This is a genomic window from Massilia sp. 01N410 (assembly GCF_056399665.1).
The window spans coordinates 19,990-44,471 of record NZ_JBFTRV010000015.1; the positions used below are offsets into that span (position 1 = coordinate 19,990).

Consider the following 24,482-nt stretch of genomic DNA (forward strand, 5'->3'; position numbering starts at 1 on the left):
CCAGACGCACTATTTCGTGTTTTAGGGGGATCGATGGAAAACCGTCTCGCGCGCCTGGAAGCGGTGCAGGCCATGCTGCTCGAAATCGGGCACTTGTCCGCCAGCTGCACCGACATCACCGAATTCATCGGCGCCGTTCACCGCGCACTGGGTCGCATCATGTATGCGGAAAACTTCTATGTGACCCTGGCCGAGCGCGAAGACGGTACCGTGCGCTTCGTGTATTTCGTCGACACCGTCGATGAAGGCCCGAGCCCGGACGAGCGCGTGCGCCTGGCCTCGCCCGAGCAGTCGCCGACCGCCTGGGTGATGCTCAACAAGCAGGCGCTGTCGATGACCGCCGACGAGGAACGCGCCCGCGAAAACGGCAGTACCTGGGGCACGGGCAGCGTTGCCGAGCACTGGATGGGCTGCCCTCTGCTCGACCAGCAGCACGAAGTACTGGGCGCCATCGTGATCCAGAGCTACCTCCCGGAACACACCTACAGCGAGGAAGACCAGGCGCTGTTTGCCCTGATCGCCAACCACGTCTCGAATGCCCTGCAGGGCCTGCAGAGCATGGACCGGCTCGAGCGCGCCGTGCAGGAACGCACTGCGGCGCTGGCGCGTGAGGTGGGCGAGCGCCGCCGCGCCGAGCAGGTGCAGCATGCGCTCTACCAGATCGCCGACCTGTCGGCCTCGGCGCTGGACACCGACGAACTGGCCGCCAGCCTGCACCGCATCATCGGCGAGCTGATGGTGGCGAAGAATTTCCTGATCGCGCTGACCCATCCGGACACCGGCGAGATCAGCATCCCGTATTTCGTCGACGAGAAGGACCGCGACGCCCCCAGCAAGCGCTTCCCCTTCGGCATCGGCATGTGTTCGTACGTGCTCAAGACAAAGCAGGCCCAGCTGCACGACGCCGGCAGCTTCGCGCGCCTGATCGCCTCCGGCAAGGTCCAGAATCCGCTCGGCAGCACCGATATCGCCAGCTGGATCGGCGCGCCGATGCTGGTGCACGACCGCGCCTATGGCGTGATGGTGGTGCAGAGCTACGACCCGACCATCCTGTATACCAAGACCGAGCTCGACCTGCTGGCCTTCATCGCCAGCCACGTGGCGGTGGCGATCGCCCGCATGCAGGCCGACCGCGCGATCCGCAAGGCCAAGGAAAGCCTGGAAAGCCAGAACGCGGCCCTGAACCAGGCGCTGACCCAGCTGCAGGAAGCGCAGACGGAACTGGTGCGCCAGGAAAAGCTCGCCTCGCTGGGCCAGATGGTGGCCGGCGTGGCCCACGAGATCAACACCCCGCTGGGCATTTGCGTGACCGCCACCAGCCACCTGGTGCAGGAACTCAAGCTCACCAAGGAAGAGCTGGCGGCCGGCGAGATGACGGAAGACAGCCTGAACGCCTTCTTCGACGTGGTCGACCAGTCGCTGCGGATCATGACCACGAATACCCAGCGCGCAGCAAACCTGGTGCGCAGCTTCAAGCAGGTGGCGGTGGACCAGTCCTCGGACAATATCCGCAAGTTCAACCTGTGCAAGTACGTGGGCGAGATCCTGCTCTCGCTGCAGCCCAAGCTGAAAGGGCGGCCGGTCAAGGTGGAGGTCGATTGCCCGCCCGAGCTGGAAGTCGACAGCTTCCCGGGCGCAGTGTCGCAGATCGTCACCAATATGGTGGTGAACTCGCTGGTGCACGGCTTCGAGCGCGACCAGCCCGGCAACATCACGATCCGCGCGCGCATGGAGGAGGACGACATGATCGCCTTCGACTACGGCGACGACGGCGCCGGCATGGACGCCGATACGCTGGCCAAGATGTTCGATCCCTTCTTCACGACCAAGCGCGGCAGCGGCGGCAGCGGCCTGGGCGCCCACATCCTCTACAACCTGGTGACCGGTTCGCTGGGCGGGACGCTGCGGGTGGAAAGCAGCCCCGGCAAGGGCCTGCAGTATTACCTGCGCTTCCCGCGCACGGCCAGGAAGGTGGAGCTGGCGCTCCCGGCTTGACGCGCGGCGCTGCTGAAGACCCTGACCGCGCAGCTCCTGACCCAGCTCATGCACGATATGAGCGGCACCCTGGGCGCGGACATCCGCATTTCCTTCAACGTCAGCGTGGAGGACTTCGAAGACGATGCGCTGAGCGACATCCTGCTCGGCGCCATCCGCGACCACCTGCTGCTGCCGGCCAGCCTGGAACTCGAGATGACCGAAACCCAGGCGCTGCAGGCCTGCGACCGCCTGTTCGGGCGCATCCAGCGCATCGTCGATGCCGGCATCAGCCTGGCGATGGACGATTTCGGCATAGGCTATTCGAGCATCGACACCCTGAGCAGGCTGCCGTTCACCACCCTCAAGCTGGACCAGGGCCTGATCGGACGCATGCTGGCCTCGCGCAAGGATGCGACGATCGTGCGCTCCTCGATCCGGCTCGGCCACGAACTCGGCATGGAGGTCGTGGCCGAGGGCGTGGAGACCCAGGCCCAGCGCGATTTCCTGGTCGAATCCGGCTGCAAGCTGATGCAGGGTTACCTGATCAGCCGGCCGCTGCCGGTGGACGCATTTCGCCAGTTGCGCGCGACGGCGGACGGTTCGCGCAGCTTTCCGGTCGGGCAAGTGCACCTGGCCATCCTCGACCACGTGCAGTGGCGGCGCCAGCTCGTCAGCTATGCGGTCCAGCGCGCCACCTTGCCGCGCAATTGTCCGACCCGCAAGGCGGACGGCTTTCCGGAGATGAGCGCACCCACTGCGCGCTGGGGCGCTGGTATTTCGGCGAAGGCCGCCATATCGCCGCCACACCCATCTACCACGCGATCGACGCCCCGCACCGCGAGCTGCACCGCATCGGCGACGACATCATCGAGAAAGTGCGCCGCGGCGCGACGCTGGACGAACTGGCCGGCTTGCTGAGCTCGATGAAAGCGGTGTCGACGACCTTGATCCGCCTGCTTGAGGACCTGGAAGATACCGGCCTGCAGGAACTCTACCGCGATGTCGCGATCGAGGACTCGGCGGGCCCGACGAACAATTCCTTGTAGCCGGTTGCCGGATCGATCTCCCGGCTGAAGCGGTGGCCGGGCAGCAGCATCACCAATACCTCGGCCGTGGTGCGCACCACGCAGCCCGGCCCCATATGCCCTCCCGTCACCTTGCCGGCCGCATCCGACACGGCGATGTGCAGGTGCGGCCCATCCGGCGACAGCGAACCGCCCAGGCTCAGGATTTCGAGGTCGCCGCGCAGTTCCGTGCAATCCGGCGCGCCGGCGAAGCGGATGCGGGCCACGCTCAGGCTGCCGATGCCCTGCACCACGAAGGCGGCGCCCACGCCGTGGCCGGCGCACAGTCCGGCCAGCGTTTCACGCAGGTCGGCCTGGGCGGGAATGCGCAAGGGAAGGGGAGTCATGTCCATGGGATGTCACATTCTGGCGGCCGTAACTAACAGTTGCCTTGCGTCAATTCTATACATGTTGCCATTCGGCTTTTAACATTACCCGAATAACAACAGTCATTGTGACGATGTGATAGTTTTCCGCTAATCAATTCCGTATAGTATGCCGTGCCCGTCGAGGCAAACAACAAAAAACGTTCAAAACTGCGGAAAAATGTCACAAAAATTCACACTGATGGCCTGCCTAGGCATGCTCTTGTCCGGCTGCGCCATGTTCACGCCTGCTACCGAAAGTCGCTATGTCAGCGCGGACGGCACACTCCAGATTCGCGGCGAGCTGGTCGACAGCACCGGCGTCAAGATCTTCGTCAACGAGAACAAGGTCATCGACGAGCATGTCTCGCTGCTGCGCGGCGACGGCGAGTTTGCCGGTACCTTCCAGGGCAAGCGCGTGAGCGCGGACTGCTCGACCACCGGCGGCCGCAAGCTGCATGCGACCACCTGCATGGTGGCCGTCGGCGCCGAACGTGTGCGCCTGATCCTCTGAAGCAGGCCGATCAGGCCTGTCTCGACAGGCCGTCGAGCAGTTCCACCAGCTGGCCGATCTCGTAGGGCTTGGACAGCACCTGCACGCCAGGCATGGTGGCGCGCTGGTCGGTGTAGCCGGTCGCCAGCACCACCGGCAGGCCGGGCCGGCGGTCGCGCAGGATGCCGGCCAGGTCGATGCCGCTGATCTTGCCGGGCATGACGATGTCCGAGAAGGCGACATCGATGTCCAGTCCGGCCTCGATCATCGCCAGCGCGCGCTCGCCGTCGGGCGCCACCAGCACTTCGAACCCCGCTTCCTCCAGGCCGCGCGTCACCGCTTCGCGCACCAGCGCATCGTCTTCGACGAACAGGATCCTGCCGCTGGCGTGCATCTCTTCCAACTGGGCGCTGCGGCCGGGCAGGGGCGACAGCGGCAGGATCGAGCGCGGCAGGTAGAGTTCGACCCGGGTGCCCTGGCCGGGCGTGCTGGACAGCACCAGCGAACCCTGCGACTGGGTCGCGAAGGCATAGGCCTGGGCCAGTCCGAGTCCGCTGCCCTTGCCCGGCTCCTTGGTGGTGAAGAAGGGGTCGAGGGCGCGCGCCAGCACCTCCGGCGCCATGCCGGTGCCGGTATCGGTGACGGTGACCAGTACGTAATCGCCGCCGCCGCGCCCGACGGTCGGCTCGAGCGCGCAATTGCGCGCGCTGACGGCGAGGCGGCCGCCCTCGGGCATGGCGTCGCGCGCATTGATGCCCAGATTGAGCAGGGCGAGATCGAACTGCAGCGGGTCGACCGTCACCGGCCAGAGATCGTCCTCGCAGCTCAGTTCGAGCTCGATCCCCTGGCGCAGCACGTTGCGGATCAGCTGCAGGGAATTGCGCAGCTGTTCGGCGGGGGCGACGGTCGACAGCTTGGCGTCCTGCAGGCGGCCGAAGGAGCCGAGCTGGCCGGTGAGGGCGGTGGCGCGGCTGACGGTGCGCTTGCAGGTGTCGATCAGGCTCTGCACCTTGGGCTGGTTCGAGGTCAGTGCCGCCAGCTGCAGCGCCGTGGTCAGGGTCTGCAGCAGGTTGTTGAATTCGTGCGTGATGCCGCCCGTCAGGCGGCCCAGGGTTTCCATCTTCTGGCTGCGCATCATGGCCGCCTGCGCCTGTTCGCTGGCGGTGACGGCTTCGGCCACGCGCTGCTCCAGCTCGGCCTGGGCGCGGCGGATCCGGTCGCTGGCCTCGGCCATGCGGCGCGCCACCACGTCGATCTCGACGATCTCCTGCGGCGCGTAGGCTACCTCGCGGCCCTCGCCCAGGTCTTCGGCGCTGCGGCCCAGGTATTCGATGGGGCCGATGGCGCGCCGGCCGAAACGGCGCGTCAGCACCACCGAGAGCACGAGCAGCGCGGCCATGATGCCCGCAAGGTAAGTTGCCGCATGCACGGGCACGCGCTGCAGCTCGCTTTGCGGGATGCTGACCAGTACCCGCCAGCCGGCGTCCGGCACCGTGCTGAAGAAGCCCCGGGCCGGGGTGCCGGCCATGTTGCGGCCCTTGAACGCGCCCTCGCTGCCGGCGGCGAACTGGCGCAAGGCGGCGCTGCTCACCGAGCGCCCGCGGTACTGCTCGGCGTCGCGCGAGCGCGCCACGATCTTCCCCTGGCGGTCGATGATCGCAGCCACCCATTCGGCCGGGAAGCGCTGCTCCGCCATCAGCTGCTGCAGGCTGGCGGCGGTCACGCCCATGTTGAGGAAGTGGCGGATGCGGCCGTCGATCCGCACCGGCACCTGCACCACGAAGTCATGCTGGCCGCCCAGCGGCGATTTGAACAGGTCGGATACCAGGGTGCGGTCGGCGCCGCGCGTTTCCATCAGCTCGGCGATGTTCGACGCACGCCGGGCCGGCAGCGGGCTGCCCAGCGGCACCCGGGTATTCAGCAGCTGGCGTCCGTCGGGCTCGGTCAGGATGATGGAGGTGTCCGGCGTCGGCGCCAGCACCTTGGCGTGCCGGTAGAACTCCTCGAGGTCGCCGCGCGCCAGCGAGGGCGAGCTGGCCAGGGCGCGCAGGATGCCTTCCTTGATTTCCAGTTCGTTGTCGACCAGCAGGGCGAAGGCGCGCACCGCTTCCTTGACGCTGTTTTCCTGGGCGCGCCGCTCCTCGAGATAGACGTAGCCGACCGCCAGCGTCGCGGCGCTGAAGGTCGGCACCAGGATCGCGAGGATCAGGATCAGCAGTCGGGTTCGGATGCGCATCGGAGCAAATTGTGTTCCGGGCAAGAATGCTCCGGCGCGCGTAGTCTACTTCAGTCTGGCCAGCGGCGGTTGATGTCGTCCGCCTTGTCGAGGTTCTTGACGAGGATATCGACGTAGTGCGGATCGAGATGGTGGCCCGCCACTTCGCGCAGGTAGTCGCGCACCTGCTCGATCGGCCAGGCTTCCTTGTAGCAGCGCTCGTGGGTGAGGGCGTCGAACACGTCGGCCACCGCCACGATGCGCGCATACGGATGGATCTGGTCGCCCTTCAGCCCCTGCGGGTAGCCGCTGCCGTCCCATTTTTCGTGGTGCTGGTGGGCGATCACGGCGGCCGCCTTCAGGATCGGACGCTGGGAGCCGTCGAGGATCTGCAGGCCGACGGTCGGGTGCTGCTTCATGATTTCCCACTCCTCGGGCGTGAGGCGGCCGGGTTTCAGCAGCACCGCGTCCGGGGTGGCGATCTTGCCGATGTCGTGCATCGGCGCCGCGTGCATCAGCACCGCGGTCTCGTCCTCGGACATGCCGGATTCCTCGGCCAGCAGGTGGCAGACCTGGGCCATGCGGCGCACGTGGTTGCCGGCCTCGTTCGAGCGCGACTCGACCACGTCGCCGAGGCGCAGGATCAGTTCGGCCTGGGTATCGGTGATCTCCTGGTTCAGCAGGATGTTGTCGAAGGCGATCGCCACGCCCGAGCAGAACACGTCGAGCAGCTGGACGTCGATCTCGGAGATCTCGTCGACGCCTTTCAGCACCAGCAGCGAAGCCTTGCCGCTGTTGTTCGGGAAGTAGCCGACGTAGGTGTCGCCGTGCAGCTTGGAGATGCGGTTGTGGCGCGCCTCGTCGAGCTGGGCCACCAGTTCGGGGCCGATGTCGCTTTCTCCCATCTCGCCGATGCGGGCCAGGATCTCGTAGCGGCTCTCGCCGGTGATGACGCTGGCGCCGGCCACCCGCAGCAGCATGCTCTGCTCGAGGCGCAGCAGGGCCACGACCTGCTGCAGCAGGCCGCTGGCGAAGTCCTTCAGGTTACGCTGCTGGAAGATATGGCTTGATGCGGCGATCACGCGTTCCAGGCCTTCGCGGTAGGTCAGCTGCACGCGGCGCGCATCCTCGACCTTCATGATGTCGCGATAGGCGCGCAGGGCGGCGAAGGTGGTGGTGAACAGCTTGGTGCGATCGAGTTCGGTCTTTTCCTTGTAATCGTTGATGTCGTAATCGACGATCACGCGTTCTTCCGGCGCCTGGCCGGGCTGGCCGGTGCGCAGCACGATGCGGGTGAACTGGTTGTCCAGGTCCTGGCGCAACCAGCGCGCCACTTCCAGGCCGCTGTCTTCGCGCTCCATCACCACGTCCAGGAACACCAGCGCGATGTCTTTTTCGCGCGCCAGCACTTGCTTGGCTTCCTCGCCGCTGTAGGCATGCACGAAGCTCAGGCCGCGGCCGTCCAGGCGGAAACGCGACAGGGTGAGCTTGGTGATGTCATGGATGTCCGGCTCGTCATCGACGAGCAATACTTTCCACGGGGCAAGCTTGGGCGCAGCGGCAGACAGGAATGACATGACGATGTCCAGTATCGTGATTGCGTCTGAAAAAAAGAACAAAGAAATCTTGCGTTACGGCAGTATTACGCGAATCGATTGTAGTATGAGCAGTACCCATTAACAACAAGAAACAGTTCGTAACTAAACCAAAAAGTCACAATGCCGCAACGTTTTTTAATGGTGTTTGCAATTTAAAAACATTTTCGCGGCTCATTGATAGCGCTTCTGGCAGCGTTCGCACCAGAAGCTGCGCCGGTTCGAGCGGCCGAGATTCGCCTTGTGGAAGGGGATGTGGCAGCGCGGGCAGGTTTTCTGGTTGTGCGCCAGCCAGTGCTTCTTGAGGGTGAATTCCTTTTTCCAGGCCAGGAAGTCGAAGCTGTACTGGCGGGCCTGCTCGACCAGGGCGCGCAGCTTGGCGGGCGGCAGGGCGCCGACCGTGGACAGCGGGTGCAGGCGGATGCGAAACAGCACCTCGTTCTTGATGATGTTGCCGACGCCGGAAAAGATCTCCTGGTCGAGCAGGGCGTCGCAGACCAGCATGTCCGCGTTTTTTTTCGATTCGGCCCGCAGCTTCTTGCGCGCCTTCGCAGGGTTCCAGGCATCGGACATCACGTCCGCTTCCCAGTCGTAGAGGGCATCGAGCTCGCAATCGACTTCCTTTACCGAGCAGGCGTAGAAATTGATCTCGCTGCCGTCGGCGAAACCCAGCGACAGCCGCGGCTCCTTTTCGCGCCGCTCGTCGATGCGGTAGGTGCCGAACAGCAGGAAGTGGATGCGCACGGCCATGGTGGGCATCTGGATGAAGAACTGCTTGCCCCAGGTGCGCAGCGCCAGGACCGGCTGGTTCAGCAGGCGCGCGGTATCGATGGCCCAGGTATTGCCTTCGGCGCGCACGATCGTCTGGCCCACGAAGCGGGCGGTCTGCTCCTTCAGAATGTAGAGCGATGGTCCTTCCGGCACGGCGTCCTCCCTTCGCCCTCATTGTCGGGCGGAAGAGTCCGCAGCCGGTGTGCGGGGACTAACATTTCATTACAAACGAAGGATAGAAGGAGACGGACATGGGCATCAAATGCAGCGTATATTGATATGGCAAGACGACTTCGACGAAAGGAAAACAAAATGAGCTCGCGCATGCAGAAACTGGCCCTCGCGGGCCTGTTCGCGCTGGTGGCCGGCAGCGCCGGCGCCGCCACCACGGTCACCTACATACAGCCGGATAAATTCACCGACGTGCCCTTCGTGCCCTGGGACCGCGAAGACACGCTCAAGCAACTGAGCGAGCACTTCGTCAAGCTGGGCAACAGCCTGCCGCAGGGCCAGGACCTGCGCATCGAGGTGACGGACGTCGACCTCGCGGGCCGCCTGATCCCGAGCGCGCGCGCGGGCCGCGACCTGCGCGTCATGACCGGCCGCGCGGACTGGCCGCGCATCGAACTGCGCTATTCGCTGGAGCAGAACGGCCAGGTCATCAAGAGCGGCGAGGCGCGGCTGAGCGACATGAACTACCTCGATCACAGCGTCCGTTACTTCGACACCGAACCGCTGCGCTACGAGAAGCAAATGATCGACGACTGGTTCCAGAAGACCATCGGACCGCTGCCGCGCAGCCGGCGTTGAAGCGGACTGCCTGGACCATCCGCTATTCAAAGGGTTGTCGGCCATATGTTAGTCAGCTAACCGTACGGTCGTGGCCTTGTGGACTAAGTTAAGTGTTCTTTCAACGAGGGTTCAAGAAGAGGACACGATGACCGCATCCAAGAAGACCTCCGGCGCCGATGGCGCCGGTTCCGTATTAAGTACCGTGTCCGGCCCCTCCGAGGCGGGGCCGCCCAGCCCTGCCAAGGCCGGCAATCCGGTCGAAAAACGGCTGTTCGACAAGGCCGCCGCGGAGAAGCAGCTGGCCGCCGACATGCCGTTCAATCCGAACAAACCTGGCGAGTACGGCGACGCGGCCCGCACGCCGGCCGAGGGCGATCACCACAAGCCCGCTACGCCGGCAGCCACCGGCAGTACCAGCAGCGAGATCGCCAGTTCCGACAAGGTCGGTGACGGCAAGCCGGCGATCGGCGCCAATCCCACCGTGGCACCATTGGACCGCGTACGCGTCGACCCGGGCGACCGCCACCTGACCACCAACCAGGGCGTGCCGGTGGCGGACAACCAGCACTCGCTGAAGATTGGCCTTCGCGGTCCGACCGCGATGGAAGATTTCATCCTGCGAGAAAAGATTACCCATTTCGACCACGAGCGCATTCCCGAGCGTGTCGTACACGCGCGCGGCTCGGCCGCGCACGGCTTTTTCGAAGCCTATGACGACTTCAGCACGCTTACCCGAGCAGCACCGTTCGCCGCGAAGGGCAAGCGTACACCGGTGTTCGTGCGGTTTTCGACCGTTGCCGGCGAGCGCGGTTCGACCGATGTCGCGCGCGACGTGCGCGGGTTTGCGGTCAAGTTCTATACCGACGAGGGCAACTGGGACCTGGTCGGTAACAACATCCCCGTGTTCTTCATCCAGGATGCAATGAAGTTCCCCGACCTGGTGCATGCCGCCAAGCCGGAGCCGCACCACGGCATGCCGCAGGCGGCGACCGCGCATGACACCTTCTGGGACTTTGCCGGGCTATCCCCGGAGATCGCGCACATGCTCATGTGGGCCATGTCCGATCGCGCGATTCCTCGCAGTTACCGTACCATGCAGGGCTTTGGCGTGCACACCTTCCGCCTGGTGAATGCGGAGGGCGAGTCGCGCTTCGTGAAGTTCCACTGGAATCCACTGCAGGGCACACACTCGCTGGTCTGGGACGAGGCTGTCAAGATTTCCGGTGCCGATCCGGATTTCCATCGTCGCGACCTGTGGGAAGCCATCGAGTCCGGCAACTTCCCGGAATGGGAACTCGCGCTGCAGGTCTTCACGGAAGAGCAGGCCGCTTCCTTCCCCTTCGATATCCTCGATCCGACCAAGCTGGTGCCGGAGGAGCTGGTACCGCTGACGCCGGTCGGCCGCATGGTCCTGAACCGGAACCCGGACAACTTCTTCGCCGAGACCGAGCAGGTGGCGTTCTGCACCGCTCATATCGTACCCGGCATCGACTTCAGCAACGATCCTCTGCTGCAGGGCCGCAACCACTCTTATCTGGATACCCAGATTTCGCGTCTTGGCGGGCCGAATTTTCACGAGATCCCGATCAACTCGCCGATCGTGCAGGTCCAGAACAACCAGCGCGACGGCATGCATCGCCAGGCGATCCATCGGGGCCGCGTGAACTACGAGCCGAATTCGCTGGGCGGCGGTTGCCCTTTCCAGGCCGGCAAGATGGGTTTCACCAGTTTCCCGGAGCGCTTTACCACCGAGGACAAGGTGCGTGGCAACCCAGCGCTGTTCGCCGAGCATTATGGCCAGGCGCGCCTGTTCTACCGGAGCCAGACCCCGGCGGAACAAGCGCATATCGCGAACGCTTTCCGTTTCGAGTTGACCCGGGTGCAGACCCCGGCAGTGCGCCAGCGCATCCTTGCCCTGCTGGGCAATGTCGACAACGACCTCGTCGCCAAGGTCGCCGAAGGCCTGGGGATGGAGGTGCCGGCGCCGCAGCCGCGCGCTTTCGATGGCGAGGTGCCGGACTATCCGCCGTCGCCGGCGCTGTCGCTGATGAGTCGGCCCGGCGAGACAGGCGTCCGTACGCGCCGCGTCGCGATCCTGGTGGCGCCGGGCGTCGATGAGGCCCAGGTCAACAACCTGTACACCGGTCTTTTGAAAGCCGGCGCGGTGCCGCGCCTGGTGGGCGCTATGCTGGGCAAGGTGAAGGCGGCAGGCGGTACCGCCCTGGATGTCGAGATCTCGCTGGAGGCCGGGCCATCGGTGATGTACGACGGCATGATCGTGCCGGACGGTGCCGCCGATACCCTGGCGCGCAATGCCCACGCGATCGACTTCGTGCGCGAGCAGTACCGTCACTGCAAACCGATCCTGGCGATGGGCAGCGGCGCCGACCTGCTGGCCAAGGCGATGGTGCCGACGACGCTGCCGGACGGCTCGAACGATCCGGCCCTGCTGGTGGATGGTGTGCTGGCCGACTTTCAGGCCGCGCTGGCCGGCCATCGCGCCTTCGCGCGCGAAACCGATCCGCCGATGGTGTAAAGGCGTTTCCGCATCCCTGCGACAAACGTGGACGCCGGCCGAGGCCGGCGTTTTTCATGCTTATTGCGCCTTGTCGGCCCTGGCGGCCAGCTTGGCCAGCGGATCCTTGACCGTGTAGTCGGACGGCACGGTGAACAGGGCGGGCGCCGGTTCCTCGCGTTTCAGATTATCCAGGCGGAATACGGTGTCGCCGCTGCGCGGATCGCTGTGCCTGGTGTAGACGGTCACCTGCAGGTCCGGCGCGTACCAGGTCTCGTCCGAGACCACGATCGGGTTGCGGTTGCCGATCTCGCCGGCCGGGATCTCGTAGCTGCGCAGCTTGCCCTCGGCCTTGATGCCGTTGAACTCGCGGGTACCGAGGTCTTTGGTGGCGGCTTTCGAGGCCCACTTCATGTCGCCGAACACGCCGGCCGTCAGCGGCGCCAGGCGCACCTGGGCGGCGCGCAGGGCCTCGCTGTTTTCCTCCAGCGCCTTCGACACCTGGATGTGCACGTCCTGCTGGATGTTCTGGCGGAGCTCGGGGTTCGCGCGGGCGACACGCTTGACGATGATCTCTTCGCTGCCGTCGTCCAGCTTGCGGCGTTCGACGCTCGGCAGGATGCCGTCCCTGCGCATCTGCTCGACCCGGGCGCGGGCTTCCTCGCCCGCTTGTCGTCCGGCCTCGGCAGCCTTGCGCGAGGCCTCGGCCGCCTGGCGGGCGGCGACGCGCGCGGCATCGCCGGCACGGGCGATCTTCGTCGCGGTGCGGTCCTGGGGCTTCAGGATCCAGGTGGCGCCGGCGACGGGATCGTGGATGGTGATCAGCTTCAGCTCGCCCTTGGCGTCGACCACTTCCTGGCGGGTGCGGCCGGCGCTGTCGCGGTAGGCCATGGTGGTGTGGCGGTCGGCGATCTGGTTGCCGTCGGACAGGTTCTGCTGGCGCTCCGTGACCATCTGCGCGCTGTAGGGGGCGTTCTTGATCGGACGGATCGCGGTGTCGCGGGTGATCGTGAACGTGGCCGGACCGGAGGCGCTGAACGTGCCGTCACGCCCCACGAAGAAGCGATCCGCCTGGACCTTGACTGCGCCGGCGCGCGGGTCGCCGGTGGGACCCTCTTCGGCCAGGGCGGGAATGGCCAGGCTGGCCAGCAGGACTGCAAGAACGAGTTGTTTGGTCTTCATGGCATCCTCGGTTTGAATATCTAATTAAGGGAAGTCAGGCGCACCGCCAGCGGCTGGCCGTCGGCGCCGAGCAGCATCTCGGCGCGGACGGTATCCCCGGCGTTTTCCGGGGTAAGCGGGACCCCCAGCGGCGCCAGGCTGCTGCGGGATACTTCGGTTTCGACCATGCGCGGCGCCGGCTCCTGCTCAATGCGCTCGGGCGACTCCAGCGCGATGAACAGGCCGCCGCCGTCGCGCGATATCAGCGGGCGGCTGCGGGCGTCCGGATCCACGGCCAGGCGCGGGTTGTGCAGCAGCAGGCTGAAGACGGTCACGGCCGTCACCGCGGTCGACAGGCCGCCGGCCAGGGCCCAGCGGCGCAGCGCCAGCCCGCGGTACCAGGGCGTTTGCGGAAACTGGCGGGCGAAAGCCTGCATCAGCTCTTTTTCCACGCCGCGCGGGGCGTCCTGTTTTGCCATCTCGGCGCGCAGGGCGTCGATCAGGGGGGCTATCGGTTCTCGGGTGTCCATGTGGGCTGTCCTTCTCATGCTTGGGCCAGGTCGGGCGCATTGCGCCAGCCGGCCAGGCGCTTTGCCAGGGCCGCGCGGCCGCGCGACAGGCGCGAGCGCACGGTGCCGATGTCGACCTGGCAGATGTCGGCGATCTCGGCATAGGAGAGTTCGTGCATTTCGTAGAGGATGACGACGTCGCGGTAGTGGGGCGCCAGGTGGGCCAGGGCGCGCCGCACCTGCTCGGCGGCTTCGTTGTCCAGCAGCCGCGCCAGCGGTCCGCCTTCGTCCAGCGCCAGGTCGGACTCGGGATCCTCTTCGGGGCCATCGTCCTGGGCGTCCGCGCCGGGCAGGGCGACGTGGCGCCGGCCGCCTTCCTCGCCCTTCAGGATCAGCTTGCGCGCCACGCCGAACAGGAAGGCCTGCAGCTGGCCGCGCAGCGGATCGAAGCGGAAGCGCTCGGTCAGCAGGCCCATGAAGGCTTCCTGCACCACGTCGGCCGCGGTGCCGGACGAGCCGCAGCGCAGCAGGGCGAAGCGGTACAGCGGACCCTGGTGGCGCCGGTACAGGGCCGCGAAGGCATCTGCGGCGCCGCCGCGCATGGCGCGCAGCAGCTCGGTGTCGGAAGTGGCGGAGGTCGTGTTCATGGGTAGCGGTTCTTTACCCATATTCCGCCAAGGAACTAAAAAAGTTCCAGGTATTTTTGGATTTTTTTAATCGATCCAGTTCACCCGGTCGAATTTGGAACGGAAATCGTCCGCCATCGCGACGACCTGGCTGGTCTTGTAGTTGAAGAAGACGAAGCCCTGCTTGGCCATCGCCACCAGCTTCTTGTCGCGCGGGCGGGTGATGCGGAAGGTGATGTCGCCGCCGTACTTGTTGAAATCCATGACCCCGACTTCGAACAGCAGCTGGTCGCGCGCATGCGCTTCGGCGCGGTAGGTGGTGGCGAGGTCGGTGACGATGATGCCGGTGCCGTCGCGCTCGGTTTCGGGGACGCCGAATTCGAACAGGAAGCGGGCGCGCGCCTCGGAGATCATCGAGATCATCGAGTCGTTGCCGAGGTGGTTGGCGGCATTGATGTCGGTGACGCGCACCGTCAGCAAGGTCGTGTAGTAGTACTGGTCTTCGGGGAAGTCGAGTTGTAAGCGTGCCATGGTTCGTGAATCCACTCGGGAGCGGATAGCGTAGCTGGTCTCAGTCCTGGCGGGTCAGGCGGTAGATCAAGATCGCGGCGCGGATCGCGCTGCGTTCGATCGAAGCCACTTCCAGGCTTTCGTTGGGCGAATGGGCGCCGCCGCCGCTGGCGCCGAGGCCGTCGAGGCTGTCGACGTAGGGCGCGGCGAACTGGATGTCGCCGGCGCCGCGCGATTCCGGCGGCACCATGCCGATCGGGCCCAGGCCGGCGTCCTGGCTGGCCCGCGAATACTGTTCCAGCACCTTCAGGTTGCCGGGCGTGACCGCCATCGGCGGGTAGGAGTCGTGGAAGTTGATCGCCGCGCTGGCGCCCGGCAGGCTCCGGGCCACGATCTCGCGCATGCGCGCCTGGGCGCGGTCGCGCTGGCCGTAGTCGAGGTAGCGCAGGTCGCCTTTCACGGTGACGGTATTCGCGATCACATTGGTCTTGCCGAAGGCGGTGCCGCGCGAATGCTCGTCGTCGAAGGATACTTCGGTGCCGCCCAGGATCACGCCCGGGTTGAAGGTGAGGCCGGGTTCCACCACCTGCTGGCGGAAGGCGTCGAGGATGCGCGCCGCCTCGTACACGGCGCCATAGCCGCCCGGACCGAACACGCCCATCGAGTGCGCCTGTTTCCCCTTGACCTCGAGCTCGAAGAAGGCGGTCGAGCGCCGGCCCACGGTGGCGGCCGCCATGCCGTCCTTGCCGGTGATGCTGCCTTCGAAGCTGAGGGCGACGTCGCTGCGCTTGGCGATGTCGACCATGTCGCCGCGCGAGATGCTCTTCGGATTGCCGGCTTCCTCCTCGTCGCCGGTCAGCATGACGGCGATGCGGGTGTCGTCGAGCGCGCCCACGCGCTGCAGGGCGCGCAGGGCTTCGACGATGACGACGTCGCCGCCCTTCATGTCGGACACGCCCTGGCCCTTGATGGTCGTAACTGTGCCGTCGGGGCCGGGCTGCGGTTCCCAGGCCGGGGTGGTGCTGCCGGGTTCGAAGACGGTGTCGAGGTGGCCCAGCAGCAACAGGCGCTTGCCTTGTTTGCCCCGGCGCTCGGCCAGCAGGTGGCCGGCGCGCTGCATGTCGGACGGCAGCTCGATCCAGCGCGTCTTGAAGCCGAGTTCGTCGAACTGGTCGCGGAACAGCTTGCCGACCGCGCGCGCGCCCGCCTGGTTCATCGTACCGCTGTTGATGAGGACGCTTTGCCGGAGCAGTTCCAGGGCTTGCGGCGCATGGGCGCGGATCTCGGCCACGATCCGCTGTTCCACCGGGCTCAGTTGCTGCGGAGTTTGCTGAGCGGGCTGCTGGGCCGCCGCCACCTGCATCGCCACGCCTGCCGCCAGCCCCAGCATTGCCTTCACCGTCCTGCGCATCGCATCTTTCCAAAGTAATGATGCTCAACTGTACACCGATTCGGTGCCGGCTGGCTGTATGGACAGGGTTCAGCGTTGCGGATCGGTGGGATAAGGCGGGCGCCGGCGCATTTTCCGGACGACGCCGGCGGGGTCCAGCAGCAGCACCAGTTCGGTGTGGCGGCCGGCGCCGGCATTCGCTTCGTAGAGCCAGGCTTCATAGCCGCTGTCGAACACGACGTTCCTGGTCGGACCGAAGGCGGCCAGCAGCTCGGCGCGCGTGGTGCGGCCGGGGACGACGGCTTGCGAAAAACGGTCCTCGGCGACGATCTTGCCGGGCTCGTTCGGGCTGGTGGCGCAGCCTCCCAGCAGCAGCGCCGCGGCGAATAAGGTGACGAAGGGTTTCATGGCGGGACCTCCGCCGGCGGGTCAATCATGTACTCGAAGCTGACCAGGGTGTCGTCCGGCCAGCTGCGGTCCCAGATCGGCGCGTAATAGGTGCGGTCGAGCAAGACCTGGCAGTCGCAGTATTCCAGCATGCCGGGGCTCTGGTCGCCGCCGGCGTAGAGCATGCGGAAGGGCAGGATCTCGGTGCGCTCGCCGGCGTGCAGGGTGACCGAGAACACGGGGCGCTCCGTAAAGAACAGGAAATTGCCGTCCGGGCTGTTGCAGACCTGTTCCGGCGTGGTGAGGGCGTTCGAGATCCAGCCGAACAGCGGCGAGCTGTTCGATACCAGTCCCGCCTCCATGCCGACCAGGCATTCCAGGCGCAGGTCGCCCAGGCGCCGCGTACCGGGCGGCAAGCCTGGCGTGATCACCTGGGCGCGCCAGGTCATGCTGGTGGTCTTGCGGTTGGCGACCACGGCGGCGTCTTCGCGCAAGGCCTGCTCGTTGCGCGGCAGCACGAAGGTATTGTCTTCCGCCACCGGGATCGGCACGGCGATGTGGTCGCCGAGGGCGCGCAGGGTGATGCCCCGCATGTTCACCTTCGGCGAACGCGGCAGCAGGCGGAAGCGCAAGGTGGCCTGGGGCGCCAGCGCGTGCTCGCGCTCGAATCGCTCCATGCCGCTGATCATTTTGCGGTAGGACTTGTCGACCGGATCGCGGGTCGAGGTCACGGTGACGGTTTGCGGCTTGCCCTCCGCCACCTCCGGATTTGCCTGCTGCGCCGGCGCCAGGGCCGGCATGGCAGCGAGGGCAAGCGCGATCGGGAAACCGTGCGGGCGCATCGCGGGCGCCTTACCAGTAGCGAACGCGGCCGACGTCCATGTGGACGAATTGCGAGTCAGGGTAATAGCCGACCCCGCCCGCCTTCTCCGCCATGATGATCTTGTGCAACTTGGCCAGGTCCTGGCCGGGAATGCGCACGTCGATGGCCTTGCCTTCCATGTGCAGACTGTGCTTTGCCACGCCGGTCGTGTTTTCGTGCAATTTCTCGTTCGTTTCCGGCGAGCGGTAGCCCGAAATCACGTGGATGGTCGGGTGGCTGCTGTACTGGGCGCTGATGCGGTCGAGCAATACCAGCAGCTTCGGATCGATGGCCGAGATCTTGTTGTTGCGGTGGTCGCGCAGCAGTTTATTAATGTCCTGCAAGGCGTCCGGTATGAACTCGCCTTCGGCCCAGAAGATGCTGCGCAGGCTTTCGCCGGTGTGGGTGTTGTACAGGCGCAAGACCCGTTCGTTCGGCGCCACGGCGGCGGCGGCGTTCGTGGGTGGAATATTGGCCGCCTTCGCGGACCGGATCACCGCCGGCGCCCCGAGGACAGAGGCCAGCATGGCGGAGCTTTTGAGGAATGAGCGTCGTTGGTTCATGAGGCTTTCCTTACGAGTTCGCAAGGAGACATGATACGCCTCATGTGCAATGCATGCAGGAGGCGTATTTCCCCAAGGGCTGTCAGTCCAGAACTACATGGTAGGGAAAGATTTCAATTCATATAAACTTGCCTGTTGCCATTCAGGGCGGTACGGATCGCCCGCGCCAGTTCCTCGTCGCTATATGGCTTGTTCAGCAGGCTCACACCCTGCTTCAGCTTGCCGTCCTGGATGACCGCGTCTTCCGAATAGCCCGAGGTGTACAGCACGCGGATTTCCGGGTGCAGCTCGCGGGCGACGGCGGCCAGTTTCGGACTGTTCATCGTGCCCGGCATGATGACGTCGGTGAACAGCAGGTCGATCCGGCGGTGCTGGCGCAGTACGATGGCCGCTTCGTCGGCGCTGCTGGCCCGCAGGATCCGGTAGCCGAGCGCCGACAGGATTTCGGCGACATTGTCCTGGATCGCGATCTCGTCGTCGACGACGAGGATGGTCTCGCTGCCGCCCGCGACGGCGGCGGCCGGCGCCGCAACCTTCTCGACCGCCGCTTCAATGGTGCGCGGCAGCAGGATGGTCACGTTCGTGCCGCGGCCAGGCTCGCTGTCGATCTCGATGTGGCCACCGCTTTGCTTGACGAAGCCGTAAGCCATGCTCAAGCCGAGTCCGGTTCCCTTGCCGACGCCCTTGGTCGTGAAAAAGGGCTCGAAGGCGCGCTCGCGGACTTCCGTGTCCATGCCGCTGCCGGTGTCGATGAAGGCCACGCACACATATTCCTTGCCGCCCAGTTGCAGCTGCTCGGCTTCGCCGTCGGCCAGCACCGTATTCGATACCTGGATGGCGAGCACGCCGCCGCCGTGCATCGCATCGCTCGCATTCAGCGTGAGGTTCAGGATGACGTTCTCCAGCTGCTGCTGGTCGACCCGCACGTTCCAGCTGTCGGGCGCGATCGCGAGGTCGATTCGTACGCGTTCGCCGACGGCGCGCTTGAGCAGCTCGTCCATGTCGGCCAGTACCTGGGCCATGCTGGTCGGCGCGGGCTGCAGGGGCTGCTTGCGGGCGAAGGACAGCAGCTGCGAGGACAGGCGAGCGCCGCGCCGCACAGCATCGCGTGCCGAGGTACAGCGCTGCAGCACCTTGTCGTTGGCGGCCGACAGCATGCGGATCAGGTCGAGATTGCCGCTGATGATATGCAGCACGTTGTTGAAATCGTGGGCGACGCCGCCGGTCAGCTTGCCCATGGCTTCCAGCTTCTGGGCATGCAGCAGCGCGTTCTGGGCATCTTCGAGCGAGCGCGTGCGTTCCCTGACGAGCAGTTCCAGCCGCTCCTGGTGGCGTTCGAGCTTGTCCTTGGCGAGCGCGAGTTCGTCGGCGTTGGAAGCTGCCTTCAGGTAGACGCGGTGGATGGTCTGCATGTACAGCACCAGCATGACGAGTGCGGACAGCAGCGCATTCAGGCGGCCGACATACCAGCCGACCGACAGCCGCGCTCCGCCGGCCATCGTGATGATGTTATCGAAGGCCAGCGCCAGGATCGCCACGCCCAGCCAGGCGCTGATGGGCGTGCGGAAGCGGCTGGCGCGCCACAGGAAGAACAGGGCCGCGAACAGGATCGCCTGGATAAGCGGGCCGTAACCGGTCCTGGTCACCAGGCTGTAGTCGTCGCCGACGTTCTGGACCGGCAGGAAATCGTGCAGGACCGTCACCGCCGCCAGGGTCGCGGCCAGCGCCACCGCCATGATCGTGGCGGCGCGGACGAAGCTGCGGCGGGCATCCGCGACGGTCCGGCCCTCGCCGCGCCATTCCGACACCGCATAACCGAGCAACATGCCGCCCGCGCCGAGGTGCCAGAAGAACCACAGCCAGATGGTCGTCTGCGCGCCGCCCAACAGGCGCTCCTTGGCAACGAAGGCGCCGGGCAGGGACAGGAACTGCGCGGCCAGCACCGCCGCGGTGTACACGCAACCGGACCATAGCCACAGCAGCGAACGGATGCGCGTTTGCAGGAAATAACCGTAGACAAGGTAGGATGCCAGCAGATAGGTGCCGATCAGCATAGCCTGATAGGCCGGCACAAAGGCCTGCACGTTCGGCCACTTGTGGCTGGCGATCGGCATCAGCAGCAGCGTGGCGAGCGCAACGAAAGCGGCGGCTGCGAAGGCGCCGATCTGGAAAGGGGCGAAGCGGGCGGGAGAGGAAGTATGGGAGATCATTGAGCTGCCTGTTTTGCAATGCTCGACGGGGTGCGTGGAGCAGCGTCATCAGGGAGGAGGAAGTCGTTAAGCATAACATGCTGCTGCGCGCCTCCCCGCTGGCATAGAATGGGCAGCCGGATTCCAGGAGGCACCGCATGCGTCTGTCGATTGTTTCTCGAACCGTGGGGGCGTTGTTGCTCGCGGTACTGGCCTCGTTCGCCGCAGCCGCGCCGCCGGCCGCCGTCGACATCCCCATCCCCGATATCCCCTACACGAGATTCGTGCTGAAGAACGGCCTGACCGTGCTCGTGCACGAGGACCACAAATCGCCCGTGGTGGCGGTGAACACCTGGTACCACGTCGGTTCCAAGAACGAGAAGCCGGGCAAGACCGGCTTCGCCCACCTGTTCGAGCACCTGATGTTTTCGGGCAGCGCCAACTTCAACAAGACCTTTCTTTCCGCCCTGGAAGGCATCGGTGCGAGCGACTTGAACGGCACCACGAACAAGGATCGCACCAATTACTTCGAGACCGTGCCGACCTCGATGCTCGACTACACCCTGTTTGCCGAGAGCGACCGCATGGGCCATCTGCTGGGCGTGCTCGACCAGAGGAAGCTGGACCTGCAGCGTGGCGTGGTGCAGAACGAGAAGCGCCAGCGCGAGAACCAGCCCTATGGCGTGGTCGAGCAGATCGTTACCGAGAATACCTGGCCGGCGGGCCACCCTTATTCCTGGACCACGATCGGCTCGATGGACGACCTCGACGCCGCTTCCATGAGCGACGTCACCAACTGGTTCAAGACCAACTACGGCCCGAACAACGTCGTGTTGGTGCTGGCCGGCGACCTCACGCCCGCCCAGGCGCGCGAGAAGGTCGAGCATTACTACGGAGATATTCCACCCGGCCCGCCGGTGGCAAAACAGCGCGCATGGATCGCCAAGCGCAGCGGCACCCACCGCGAGACCGTGCAGGACCGCGTGCCGCAGGCGCGCATCTACCGCGTCTGGAATGTTCCCGGAGCGGATACGCCGGAAGAAGCGCTGCTGGACCTGGCGGCCCACGTGCTGGGCGGCAGCAAGACCTCGCGCCTCTACCAGCGCCTGGTGGTCAGGGAGCAGCTGGCGACCTCGGCGTTTTCCAGCGACGATTCGAGCGAGATCGCCGGCCAGTTCGGCATCAACCTGACGGCGCGTCCCGGCGCCGACGTGGCCCGCATGGAAAGCATCGCCGACGAGGAATTGCGCGCACTCATGAAGAGCGGTCCGCGCGAGGACGAACTGCGCCTGGCCAGGACGGCGATCCTGGCGCAGTACGCGCGCAGCGTCGAGCGCGTCGGCGGCTTCGGCGGCAAGAGCGACATGCTGGCGCGCTGCATGACGTTTACGGGCGACCCCGACTGCTACAAGACCTACCTGAAGCGCATCCAGGCGGCAACCCCGGCGATGGTGCGCCAGGCCATGGCCGAGTGGCTCGGCGATGGCGACTATATCCTGGAGGTCGATCCTTTCCCGGGCGGTCTCGGCGCCTCGGTCACCACCCTCGACCGCGGCAAGGGAGCGCCGCTGGGCCAACCCGAAAAGCTGCACCTGCCGCCGATGCAGACGGCGACCCTGTCGAACGGCCTGAAGGTGGTGCTGGCCGAACGCCACGGCGCGCCGGTGGTGAACCTGTCGATGATGATCGATGCCGGCTACGCCTCGGACTCGCACGAGCTGCCTGGCCTGGCAAGCCTGAGCCTGCGCATGCTGGAGGAGGGAACGCAGAATGGCGCAAACAAGCGGTCTTCACTGCAGGTCGGCGCCGAGCTGGAAGCGCTGGGCGCTTCCTTCGGCGCCGCCACCAACCTCGACGGCGCCTTCGTCAACATGAACGTGCTGGCGCCAACCCTGTCCCGTGCGCTGGGCCTGTACGCCGACCTGGTGCTGCATCCATCCTTTCCGCAGGCGGATTTCGAACGCCTGCAGCGCGAGCGCATCGCCGCGATCGCCCGCGAAAAGACGGTGCCGCGCGCGATGGCGCTGCGTGTGCTGCCGGGACTCCTGTATGGCAAGGACCACGCCTACGGCCTGCCGCTGACCGGCACCGGCACCGAGCAGGCGGTGGCGCGCATGACGCGGGCCGACCTGGTGCGCTACCACCAGGCCTGGTTCAAGCCGAACAACGCGACCCTGCTGGTGGTGGGCGATACCACGATGGACCGCTTGAAGCCGCTGCTCGAAAAGGCCTTCGGCGGCTGGCAGGCGGGGGAAGTGCCGCGCAAGAACGTGAGCCGGGTGGCGCAGCCGGACAGAACCGTGATCTACCTGATCGACCGCCCCGGCGCCCTGCAGAGCGAGATCGTCGGCGCCCAGCTGGCGCCGCCGCGCAATACGCCGGAGGCGGTGGCGCTGAATCTGCTGAACGACGTCTTCGGCGGCACCTTCAGTTCGCGCCTGAACATGGACCTGCGCGAGGACAAGCACTGGTCCTACGGTGTCGGCTCCGGGCTGGTGGCGGCGGTCGGGCAGCGCATCCTGTACAGCGCTTCACCGGTGCAGACCGACAAGACGGCGCCGGCCCTGCGCGAGCTCGCCAGGGAATACGCCGACATCGCCGGCGCCCGTCCCATCACCGGGCCGGAACTGAAGGCGGCGCAGGACAACGAGACCCTGGGCCTGCCCGGCGCCTTCGAGACCATCTCCCAGCTCGGCAATGGCTACGCCACCATCCTGCAGTACCACTTGCCCGAGGACTACTACAACACCTACACGGACAAGGTCTGGGCCGTGAATCCGGCCGAGCTGAATGCGCTGGCGGCAAGGACGATCCTGCCGAATCAGCAGCTATGGATCGTGGTGGGCGACATGAGCAAGGTCGAGGCCGACGTGCGCGCCCTGGGGATGGAGGTGCGCAAGATTGATGCGGATGGAAAGATCTTGCCTTGAGGAAGATGAGCGCTTAGGCGGCAAGGAAGCCCGGCTTCGCAGGCTTCCTCGCATGAAACCTTATTTTGCTGCGGACTTGCGGCGGGCAGCGACGATCGCCAGCGCCCCGAGGCCAAGCAGCGCGAGGGAAGCAGGTTCCGGCACGTCGGCGCTGCCTTGGGTCTCAGCGCTTGCCACATATTGCAACTCGTTGACCAGCAGGCGCTGGGCATCGTTATTCGGCGAATGGAAATTGGTGGTCGTCTGGCCACCAAAGGCGACAAAGCCTTTGCCATACTGCATTGCGCCAAACACAATGCCTCCCTGCTGACTTTCGATCAGGTCGCTGATGCCGCCGCCGCTGACCGTGGCGTGTCCAAAGGATCCGCCTTGGTACGAGCTTGCGATGCCACCCGTGGTGAGTCCGGCGGCAACGCCCGCGGCGGTGACATTGACTTGGCCGCTAAAGCCGGGATATTGCAGGGTCACGCCAAAACCGAGGTCGATCGATCCACCCTGGTTCGGTGCTGCGTTCAGGAACAGACGGCCGCCGTTGTCGACGTAAGTGGCGATGGCGCTACGGTTGGCCGACAGGAAGCTGTTGAATTCGTTCGCATTACCGTCGCTACCGTCGAGGAATACGAAATCGGCGTTGGCGAAAACATTCGTGGAGAAACCATTCGACTTGACCCACTTGCCGGCACCGAAGGTAGTGTTCATGGCGGTGTCGTTCGTGGTGTTGTACCACGGGTTATAGCCACCGGTCGAATAGGCGATGGTGCCAGCCATCGCACTTGCGCTCACGCACATGGAGGCGATGGCTACAGCGATCATGGATGTAATTTTCATAATATTTCCCTAGTAAATGGTTGTATTTGCTTCAATATTATAGTTAAGCAATTATTGTGCCATTTTGGAAATATTTTCAAGAATCAAAGACTTATTGCTGTTCAAAAACCCTTTTTTTCTTGAGACTGTAAGAATTTCCGACAGTTGTCCAAGCCGACTTTGACTTGCTTGGCAGGATCGGTAGAGATGATGAACACAGGGGTTTGCAAAAAGATGTAACGACGCGCCCGGGTTGCCGGGGGAGGGGATGATTTTCTTGTTACGGTTTGGCACAATTGCCAATCGTGCGCGGCGGTACGGCGTGTAGGATACGCCCATACACTTTATTTTTTAATAATAAAAGGAGCCCATCATGAAGACCACCACCATTTCCGCTCTGCTGTTCTCCGTCGCCGTGCTGGCCACCGGCTGCCACAAGGCCGAAACCACCACGACCACGAACGACATGGGCCCGGCCCAGGCCGCGGGTAAAGCCGTCGACGATGCCGGTGCGAACGCCGCCGCAGCGACCCGTGACGCCGCCGCCAACGCCAACGCCGCCGCCGACCGCGCCAACGCGAAGATCGACGCCGCGGCCGACCGTACCGCCGCCAACATGCGCGAAGCCGGCGCCGAGGTGCGCCAGGGCTCGAAGGAAGCCGCTGCCAACGTGAAGGAAGGCGCCAAGAATGCGACCGCCGCAACCGGTCGCGCGCTGGAGCATACTGGCGAGAAGATGCAGGACGCTTCGAAGTAATCAG

General features: G+C 65.3%; 21 protein-coding genes and 1 pseudogene. 8 read left to right on the forward strand and 14 right to left on the reverse strand.

Features of this window, described 5'->3' with window-relative positions:
- Positions 1-33 precede the first annotated feature (33 nt).
- The 3 genes and pseudogenes from AC1DOP_RS19030 to AC1DOP_RS19040 all read left to right on the forward strand — a co-directional run bounded on the left by AC1DOP_RS19030 (position 34) and on the right by AC1DOP_RS19040 (position 3,023).
- Positions 34-1,995 carry a GAF domain-containing sensor histidine kinase gene (locus AC1DOP_RS19030; protein ID WP_441935017.1) on the forward strand — a complete coding sequence of 654 codons (1,962 nt, stop codon included), beginning with the start codon at positions 34-36 and terminating at the stop codon, positions 1,993-1,995.
- A gap of 12 nt (positions 1,996-2,007) precedes the next feature.
- Positions 2,008-2,520: pseudogene (locus AC1DOP_RS19035) on the forward strand (EAL domain-containing protein); the annotation flags it as partial.
- Positions 2,521-2,630: 110 nt separating this feature from the next.
- Entirely contained in the window at positions 2,631-3,023 is a 393-nt protein-coding gene (locus AC1DOP_RS19040) for a CZB domain-containing protein (protein WP_477252787.1), read from the forward strand.
- On the opposite strand, the gene AC1DOP_RS19045 is transcribed toward AC1DOP_RS19040, so the two are convergent.
- The gene (locus AC1DOP_RS19045) at positions 2,969-3,388 is read right to left on the reverse strand and encodes a PPC domain-containing DNA-binding protein (RefSeq protein WP_477252885.1); all 420 of its coding nucleotides are present in this window, start codon (positions 3,386-3,388) and stop codon (positions 2,969-2,971) included. The two genes, AC1DOP_RS19040 and AC1DOP_RS19045, sit on opposite strands and share 55 nt — an antisense overlap.
- A 256-nt stretch (positions 3,389-3,644) precedes the next feature.
- Here AC1DOP_RS19045 and AC1DOP_RS19050 point away from each other — a divergent pair, with 256 nt between their 5' ends.
- Positions 3,645-3,920: a hypothetical protein gene (locus AC1DOP_RS19050; RefSeq protein WP_477252789.1), complete on the forward strand. Its 276-nt coding sequence runs from the start codon at positions 3,645-3,647 to the stop codon at positions 3,918-3,920.
- Between the two features lie 10 nt (positions 3,921-3,930).
- Here the strand turns inward: AC1DOP_RS19050 and AC1DOP_RS19055 are convergent, their stop codons facing one another.
- The 3 genes from AC1DOP_RS19055 to AC1DOP_RS19065 form a co-directional block, all read right to left on the reverse strand.
- The gene (locus tag AC1DOP_RS19055) at positions 3,931-6,135 is read right to left on the reverse strand and encodes a hybrid sensor histidine kinase/response regulator (RefSeq protein WP_477252791.1); all 2,205 of its coding nucleotides are present in this window, start codon (positions 6,133-6,135) and stop codon (positions 3,931-3,933) included.
- Between the two features lie 50 nt (positions 6,136-6,185).
- A complete protein-coding gene (locus AC1DOP_RS19060) occupies positions 6,186-7,691 on the reverse strand; it encodes an HD domain-containing phosphohydrolase (RefSeq protein ID WP_441935020.1) in 1,506 nt (501 codons plus the stop codon).
- Positions 7,692-7,883: 192 nt separating this feature from the next.
- The gene (locus AC1DOP_RS19065) at positions 7,884-8,633 is read right to left on the reverse strand and encodes a DNA-formamidopyrimidine glycosylase family protein (protein ID WP_441935021.1); all 750 of its coding nucleotides are present in this window, start codon (positions 8,631-8,633) and stop codon (positions 7,884-7,886) included.
- A 159-nt stretch (positions 8,634-8,792) separates the two neighbouring features.
- Here AC1DOP_RS19065 and AC1DOP_RS19070 point away from each other — a divergent pair, with 159 nt between their 5' ends.
- On the forward strand, positions 8,793-9,290 hold the full coding sequence (locus AC1DOP_RS19070; protein WP_441935022.1) for a DUF3016 domain-containing protein: 498 nt from the start codon (positions 8,793-8,795) through the stop codon (positions 9,288-9,290).
- A 127-nt stretch (positions 9,291-9,417) separates the two neighbouring features.
- Positions 9,418-11,808, forward strand: a complete 2,391-nt coding sequence (locus AC1DOP_RS19075) for a catalase (protein ID WP_441935023.1) — start codon at positions 9,418-9,420, stop codon at positions 11,806-11,808.
- A 60-nt stretch (positions 11,809-11,868) separates the two neighbouring features.
- Here the strand turns inward: AC1DOP_RS19075 and AC1DOP_RS19080 are convergent, their stop codons facing one another.
- From AC1DOP_RS19080 to AC1DOP_RS19120, 9 genes are all read right to left on the reverse strand, one after another.
- Complete coding sequence (locus tag AC1DOP_RS19080) at positions 11,869-12,969, reverse strand: hypothetical protein (RefSeq protein ID WP_441935024.1); 1,101 nt, start codon at positions 12,967-12,969, stop codon at positions 11,869-11,871.
- A 20-nt stretch (positions 12,970-12,989) separates the two neighbouring features.
- Entirely contained in the window at positions 12,990-13,478 is a 489-nt protein-coding gene (locus AC1DOP_RS19085) for a hypothetical protein (RefSeq protein WP_441935025.1), read from the reverse strand.
- 14 nt (positions 13,479-13,492) lie between these two features.
- Positions 13,493-14,104: an RNA polymerase sigma factor gene (locus tag AC1DOP_RS19090; protein ID WP_477252795.1), complete on the reverse strand. Its 612-nt coding sequence runs from the start codon at positions 14,102-14,104 to the stop codon at positions 13,493-13,495.
- A gap of 66 nt (positions 14,105-14,170) precedes the next feature.
- On the reverse strand, positions 14,171-14,614 hold the full coding sequence (locus tag AC1DOP_RS19095; RefSeq protein ID WP_441935027.1) for a thioesterase family protein: 444 nt from the start codon (positions 14,612-14,614) through the stop codon (positions 14,171-14,173).
- Between the two features lie 40 nt (positions 14,615-14,654).
- Positions 14,655-16,004, reverse strand: coding sequence for a M20/M25/M40 family metallo-hydrolase (locus AC1DOP_RS19100; protein WP_477252797.1), 1,350 nt, complete (start codon positions 16,002-16,004; stop codon positions 14,655-14,657).
- Positions 16,005-16,073: 69 nt separating this feature from the next.
- Positions 16,074-16,391 carry a hypothetical protein gene (locus AC1DOP_RS19105; RefSeq protein WP_441935029.1) on the reverse strand — a complete coding sequence of 106 codons (318 nt, stop codon included), beginning with the start codon at positions 16,389-16,391 and terminating at the stop codon, positions 16,074-16,076.
- A complete protein-coding gene (locus AC1DOP_RS19110) occupies positions 16,388-17,212 on the reverse strand; it encodes a hypothetical protein (RefSeq protein WP_441935030.1) in 825 nt (274 codons plus the stop codon). Before AC1DOP_RS19110 ends, AC1DOP_RS19105 begins: the two co-directional genes overlap by 4 nt.
- Before the next feature lie 10 nt (positions 17,213-17,222).
- On the reverse strand, positions 17,223-17,795 hold the full coding sequence (gene mepK / locus AC1DOP_RS19115) for a peptidoglycan L,D-endopeptidase MepK (RefSeq protein ID WP_477252800.1): 573 nt from the start codon (positions 17,793-17,795) through the stop codon (positions 17,223-17,225).
- 113 nt (positions 17,796-17,908) lie between these two features.
- Entirely contained in the window at positions 17,909-20,005 is a 2,097-nt protein-coding gene (locus tag AC1DOP_RS19120; RefSeq protein WP_441935032.1) for an MASE4 domain-containing protein, read from the reverse strand.
- A 137-nt stretch (positions 20,006-20,142) separates the two neighbouring features.
- Here AC1DOP_RS19120 and AC1DOP_RS19125 point away from each other — a divergent pair, with 137 nt between their 5' ends.
- On the forward strand, positions 20,143-22,914 hold the full coding sequence (locus tag AC1DOP_RS19125) for a M16 family metallopeptidase (RefSeq protein ID WP_477252803.1): 2,772 nt from the start codon (positions 20,143-20,145) through the stop codon (positions 22,912-22,914).
- 60 nt (positions 22,915-22,974) lie between these two features.
- Here AC1DOP_RS19125 and AC1DOP_RS19130 read toward each other — a convergent pair whose 3' ends face one another.
- Positions 22,975-23,742 carry a PEP-CTERM sorting domain-containing protein gene (locus AC1DOP_RS19130; RefSeq protein ID WP_441935034.1) on the reverse strand — a complete coding sequence of 256 codons (768 nt, stop codon included), beginning with the start codon at positions 23,740-23,742 and terminating at the stop codon, positions 22,975-22,977.
- Positions 23,743-24,094: 352 nt separating this feature from the next.
- Between AC1DOP_RS19130 and AC1DOP_RS19135 the strand changes: the two genes are divergently transcribed.
- Entirely contained in the window at positions 24,095-24,478 is a 384-nt protein-coding gene (locus tag AC1DOP_RS19135; RefSeq protein ID WP_441935035.1) for a hypothetical protein, read from the forward strand.
- Positions 24,479-24,482: the final 4 nt, after the last annotated feature.

Excerpts from the sequence above, each read along its gene's own strand:
- AC1DOP_RS19030 (WP_441935017.1), top strand. The coding sequence starts at position 34 with ATGGAAAACCGTCTCGCGCGCCTGGAAGCGGTGCAGGCCATGCTGCTC.
- AC1DOP_RS19045 (WP_477252885.1), bottom strand. The coding sequence starts at position 3,388 with ATGACTCCCCTTCCCTTGCGCATTCCCGCCCAGGCCGACCTGCGTGAA.
- AC1DOP_RS19050 (WP_477252789.1), top strand. The coding sequence starts at position 3,645 with ATGTTCACGCCTGCTACCGAAAGTCGCTATGTCAGCGCGGACGGCACA.
- AC1DOP_RS19055 (WP_477252791.1), bottom strand. The coding sequence starts at position 6,135 with ATGCGCATCCGAACCCGACTGCTGATCCTGATCCTCGCGATCCTGGTG.
- AC1DOP_RS19060 (WP_441935020.1), bottom strand. The coding sequence starts at position 7,691 with ATGTCATTCCTGTCTGCCGCTGCGCCCAAGCTTGCCCCGTGGAAAGTA.
- AC1DOP_RS19070 (WP_441935022.1), top strand. The coding sequence starts at position 8,793 with ATGAGCTCGCGCATGCAGAAACTGGCCCTCGCGGGCCTGTTCGCGCTG.
- AC1DOP_RS19075 (WP_441935023.1), top strand. The coding sequence starts at position 9,418 with ATGACCGCATCCAAGAAGACCTCCGGCGCCGATGGCGCCGGTTCCGTA.
- AC1DOP_RS19080 (WP_441935024.1), bottom strand. The coding sequence starts at position 12,969 with ATGAAGACCAAACAACTCGTTCTTGCAGTCCTGCTGGCCAGCCTGGCC.
- AC1DOP_RS19085 (WP_441935025.1), bottom strand. The coding sequence starts at position 13,478 with ATGGACACCCGAGAACCGATAGCCCCCCTGATCGACGCCCTGCGCGCC.
- AC1DOP_RS19090 (WP_477252795.1), bottom strand. The coding sequence starts at position 14,104 with ATGAACACGACCTCCGCCACTTCCGACACCGAGCTGCTGCGCGCCATG.
- AC1DOP_RS19095 (WP_441935027.1), bottom strand. The coding sequence starts at position 14,614 with ATGGCACGCTTACAACTCGACTTCCCCGAAGACCAGTACTACTACACG.
- AC1DOP_RS19100 (WP_477252797.1), bottom strand. The coding sequence starts at position 16,004 with ATGCGCAGGACGGTGAAGGCAATGCTGGGGCTGGCGGCAGGCGTGGCG.
- AC1DOP_RS19105 (WP_441935029.1), bottom strand. The coding sequence starts at position 16,391 with ATGAAACCCTTCGTCACCTTATTCGCCGCGGCGCTGCTGCTGGGAGGC.
- AC1DOP_RS19110 (WP_441935030.1), bottom strand. The coding sequence starts at position 17,212 with ATGCGCCCGCACGGTTTCCCGATCGCGCTTGCCCTCGCTGCCATGCCG.
- mepK (WP_477252800.1), bottom strand. The coding sequence starts at position 17,795 with ATGAACCAACGACGCTCATTCCTCAAAAGCTCCGCCATGCTGGCCTCT.
- AC1DOP_RS19120 (WP_441935032.1), bottom strand. The coding sequence starts at position 20,005 with ATGATCTCCCATACTTCCTCTCCCGCCCGCTTCGCCCCTTTCCAGATC.
- AC1DOP_RS19125 (WP_477252803.1), top strand. The coding sequence starts at position 20,143 with ATGCGTCTGTCGATTGTTTCTCGAACCGTGGGGGCGTTGTTGCTCGCG.
- AC1DOP_RS19130 (WP_441935034.1), bottom strand. The coding sequence starts at position 23,742 with ATGAAAATTACATCCATGATCGCTGTAGCCATCGCCTCCATGTGCGTG.
- AC1DOP_RS19135 (WP_441935035.1), top strand. The coding sequence starts at position 24,095 with ATGAAGACCACCACCATTTCCGCTCTGCTGTTCTCCGTCGCCGTGCTG.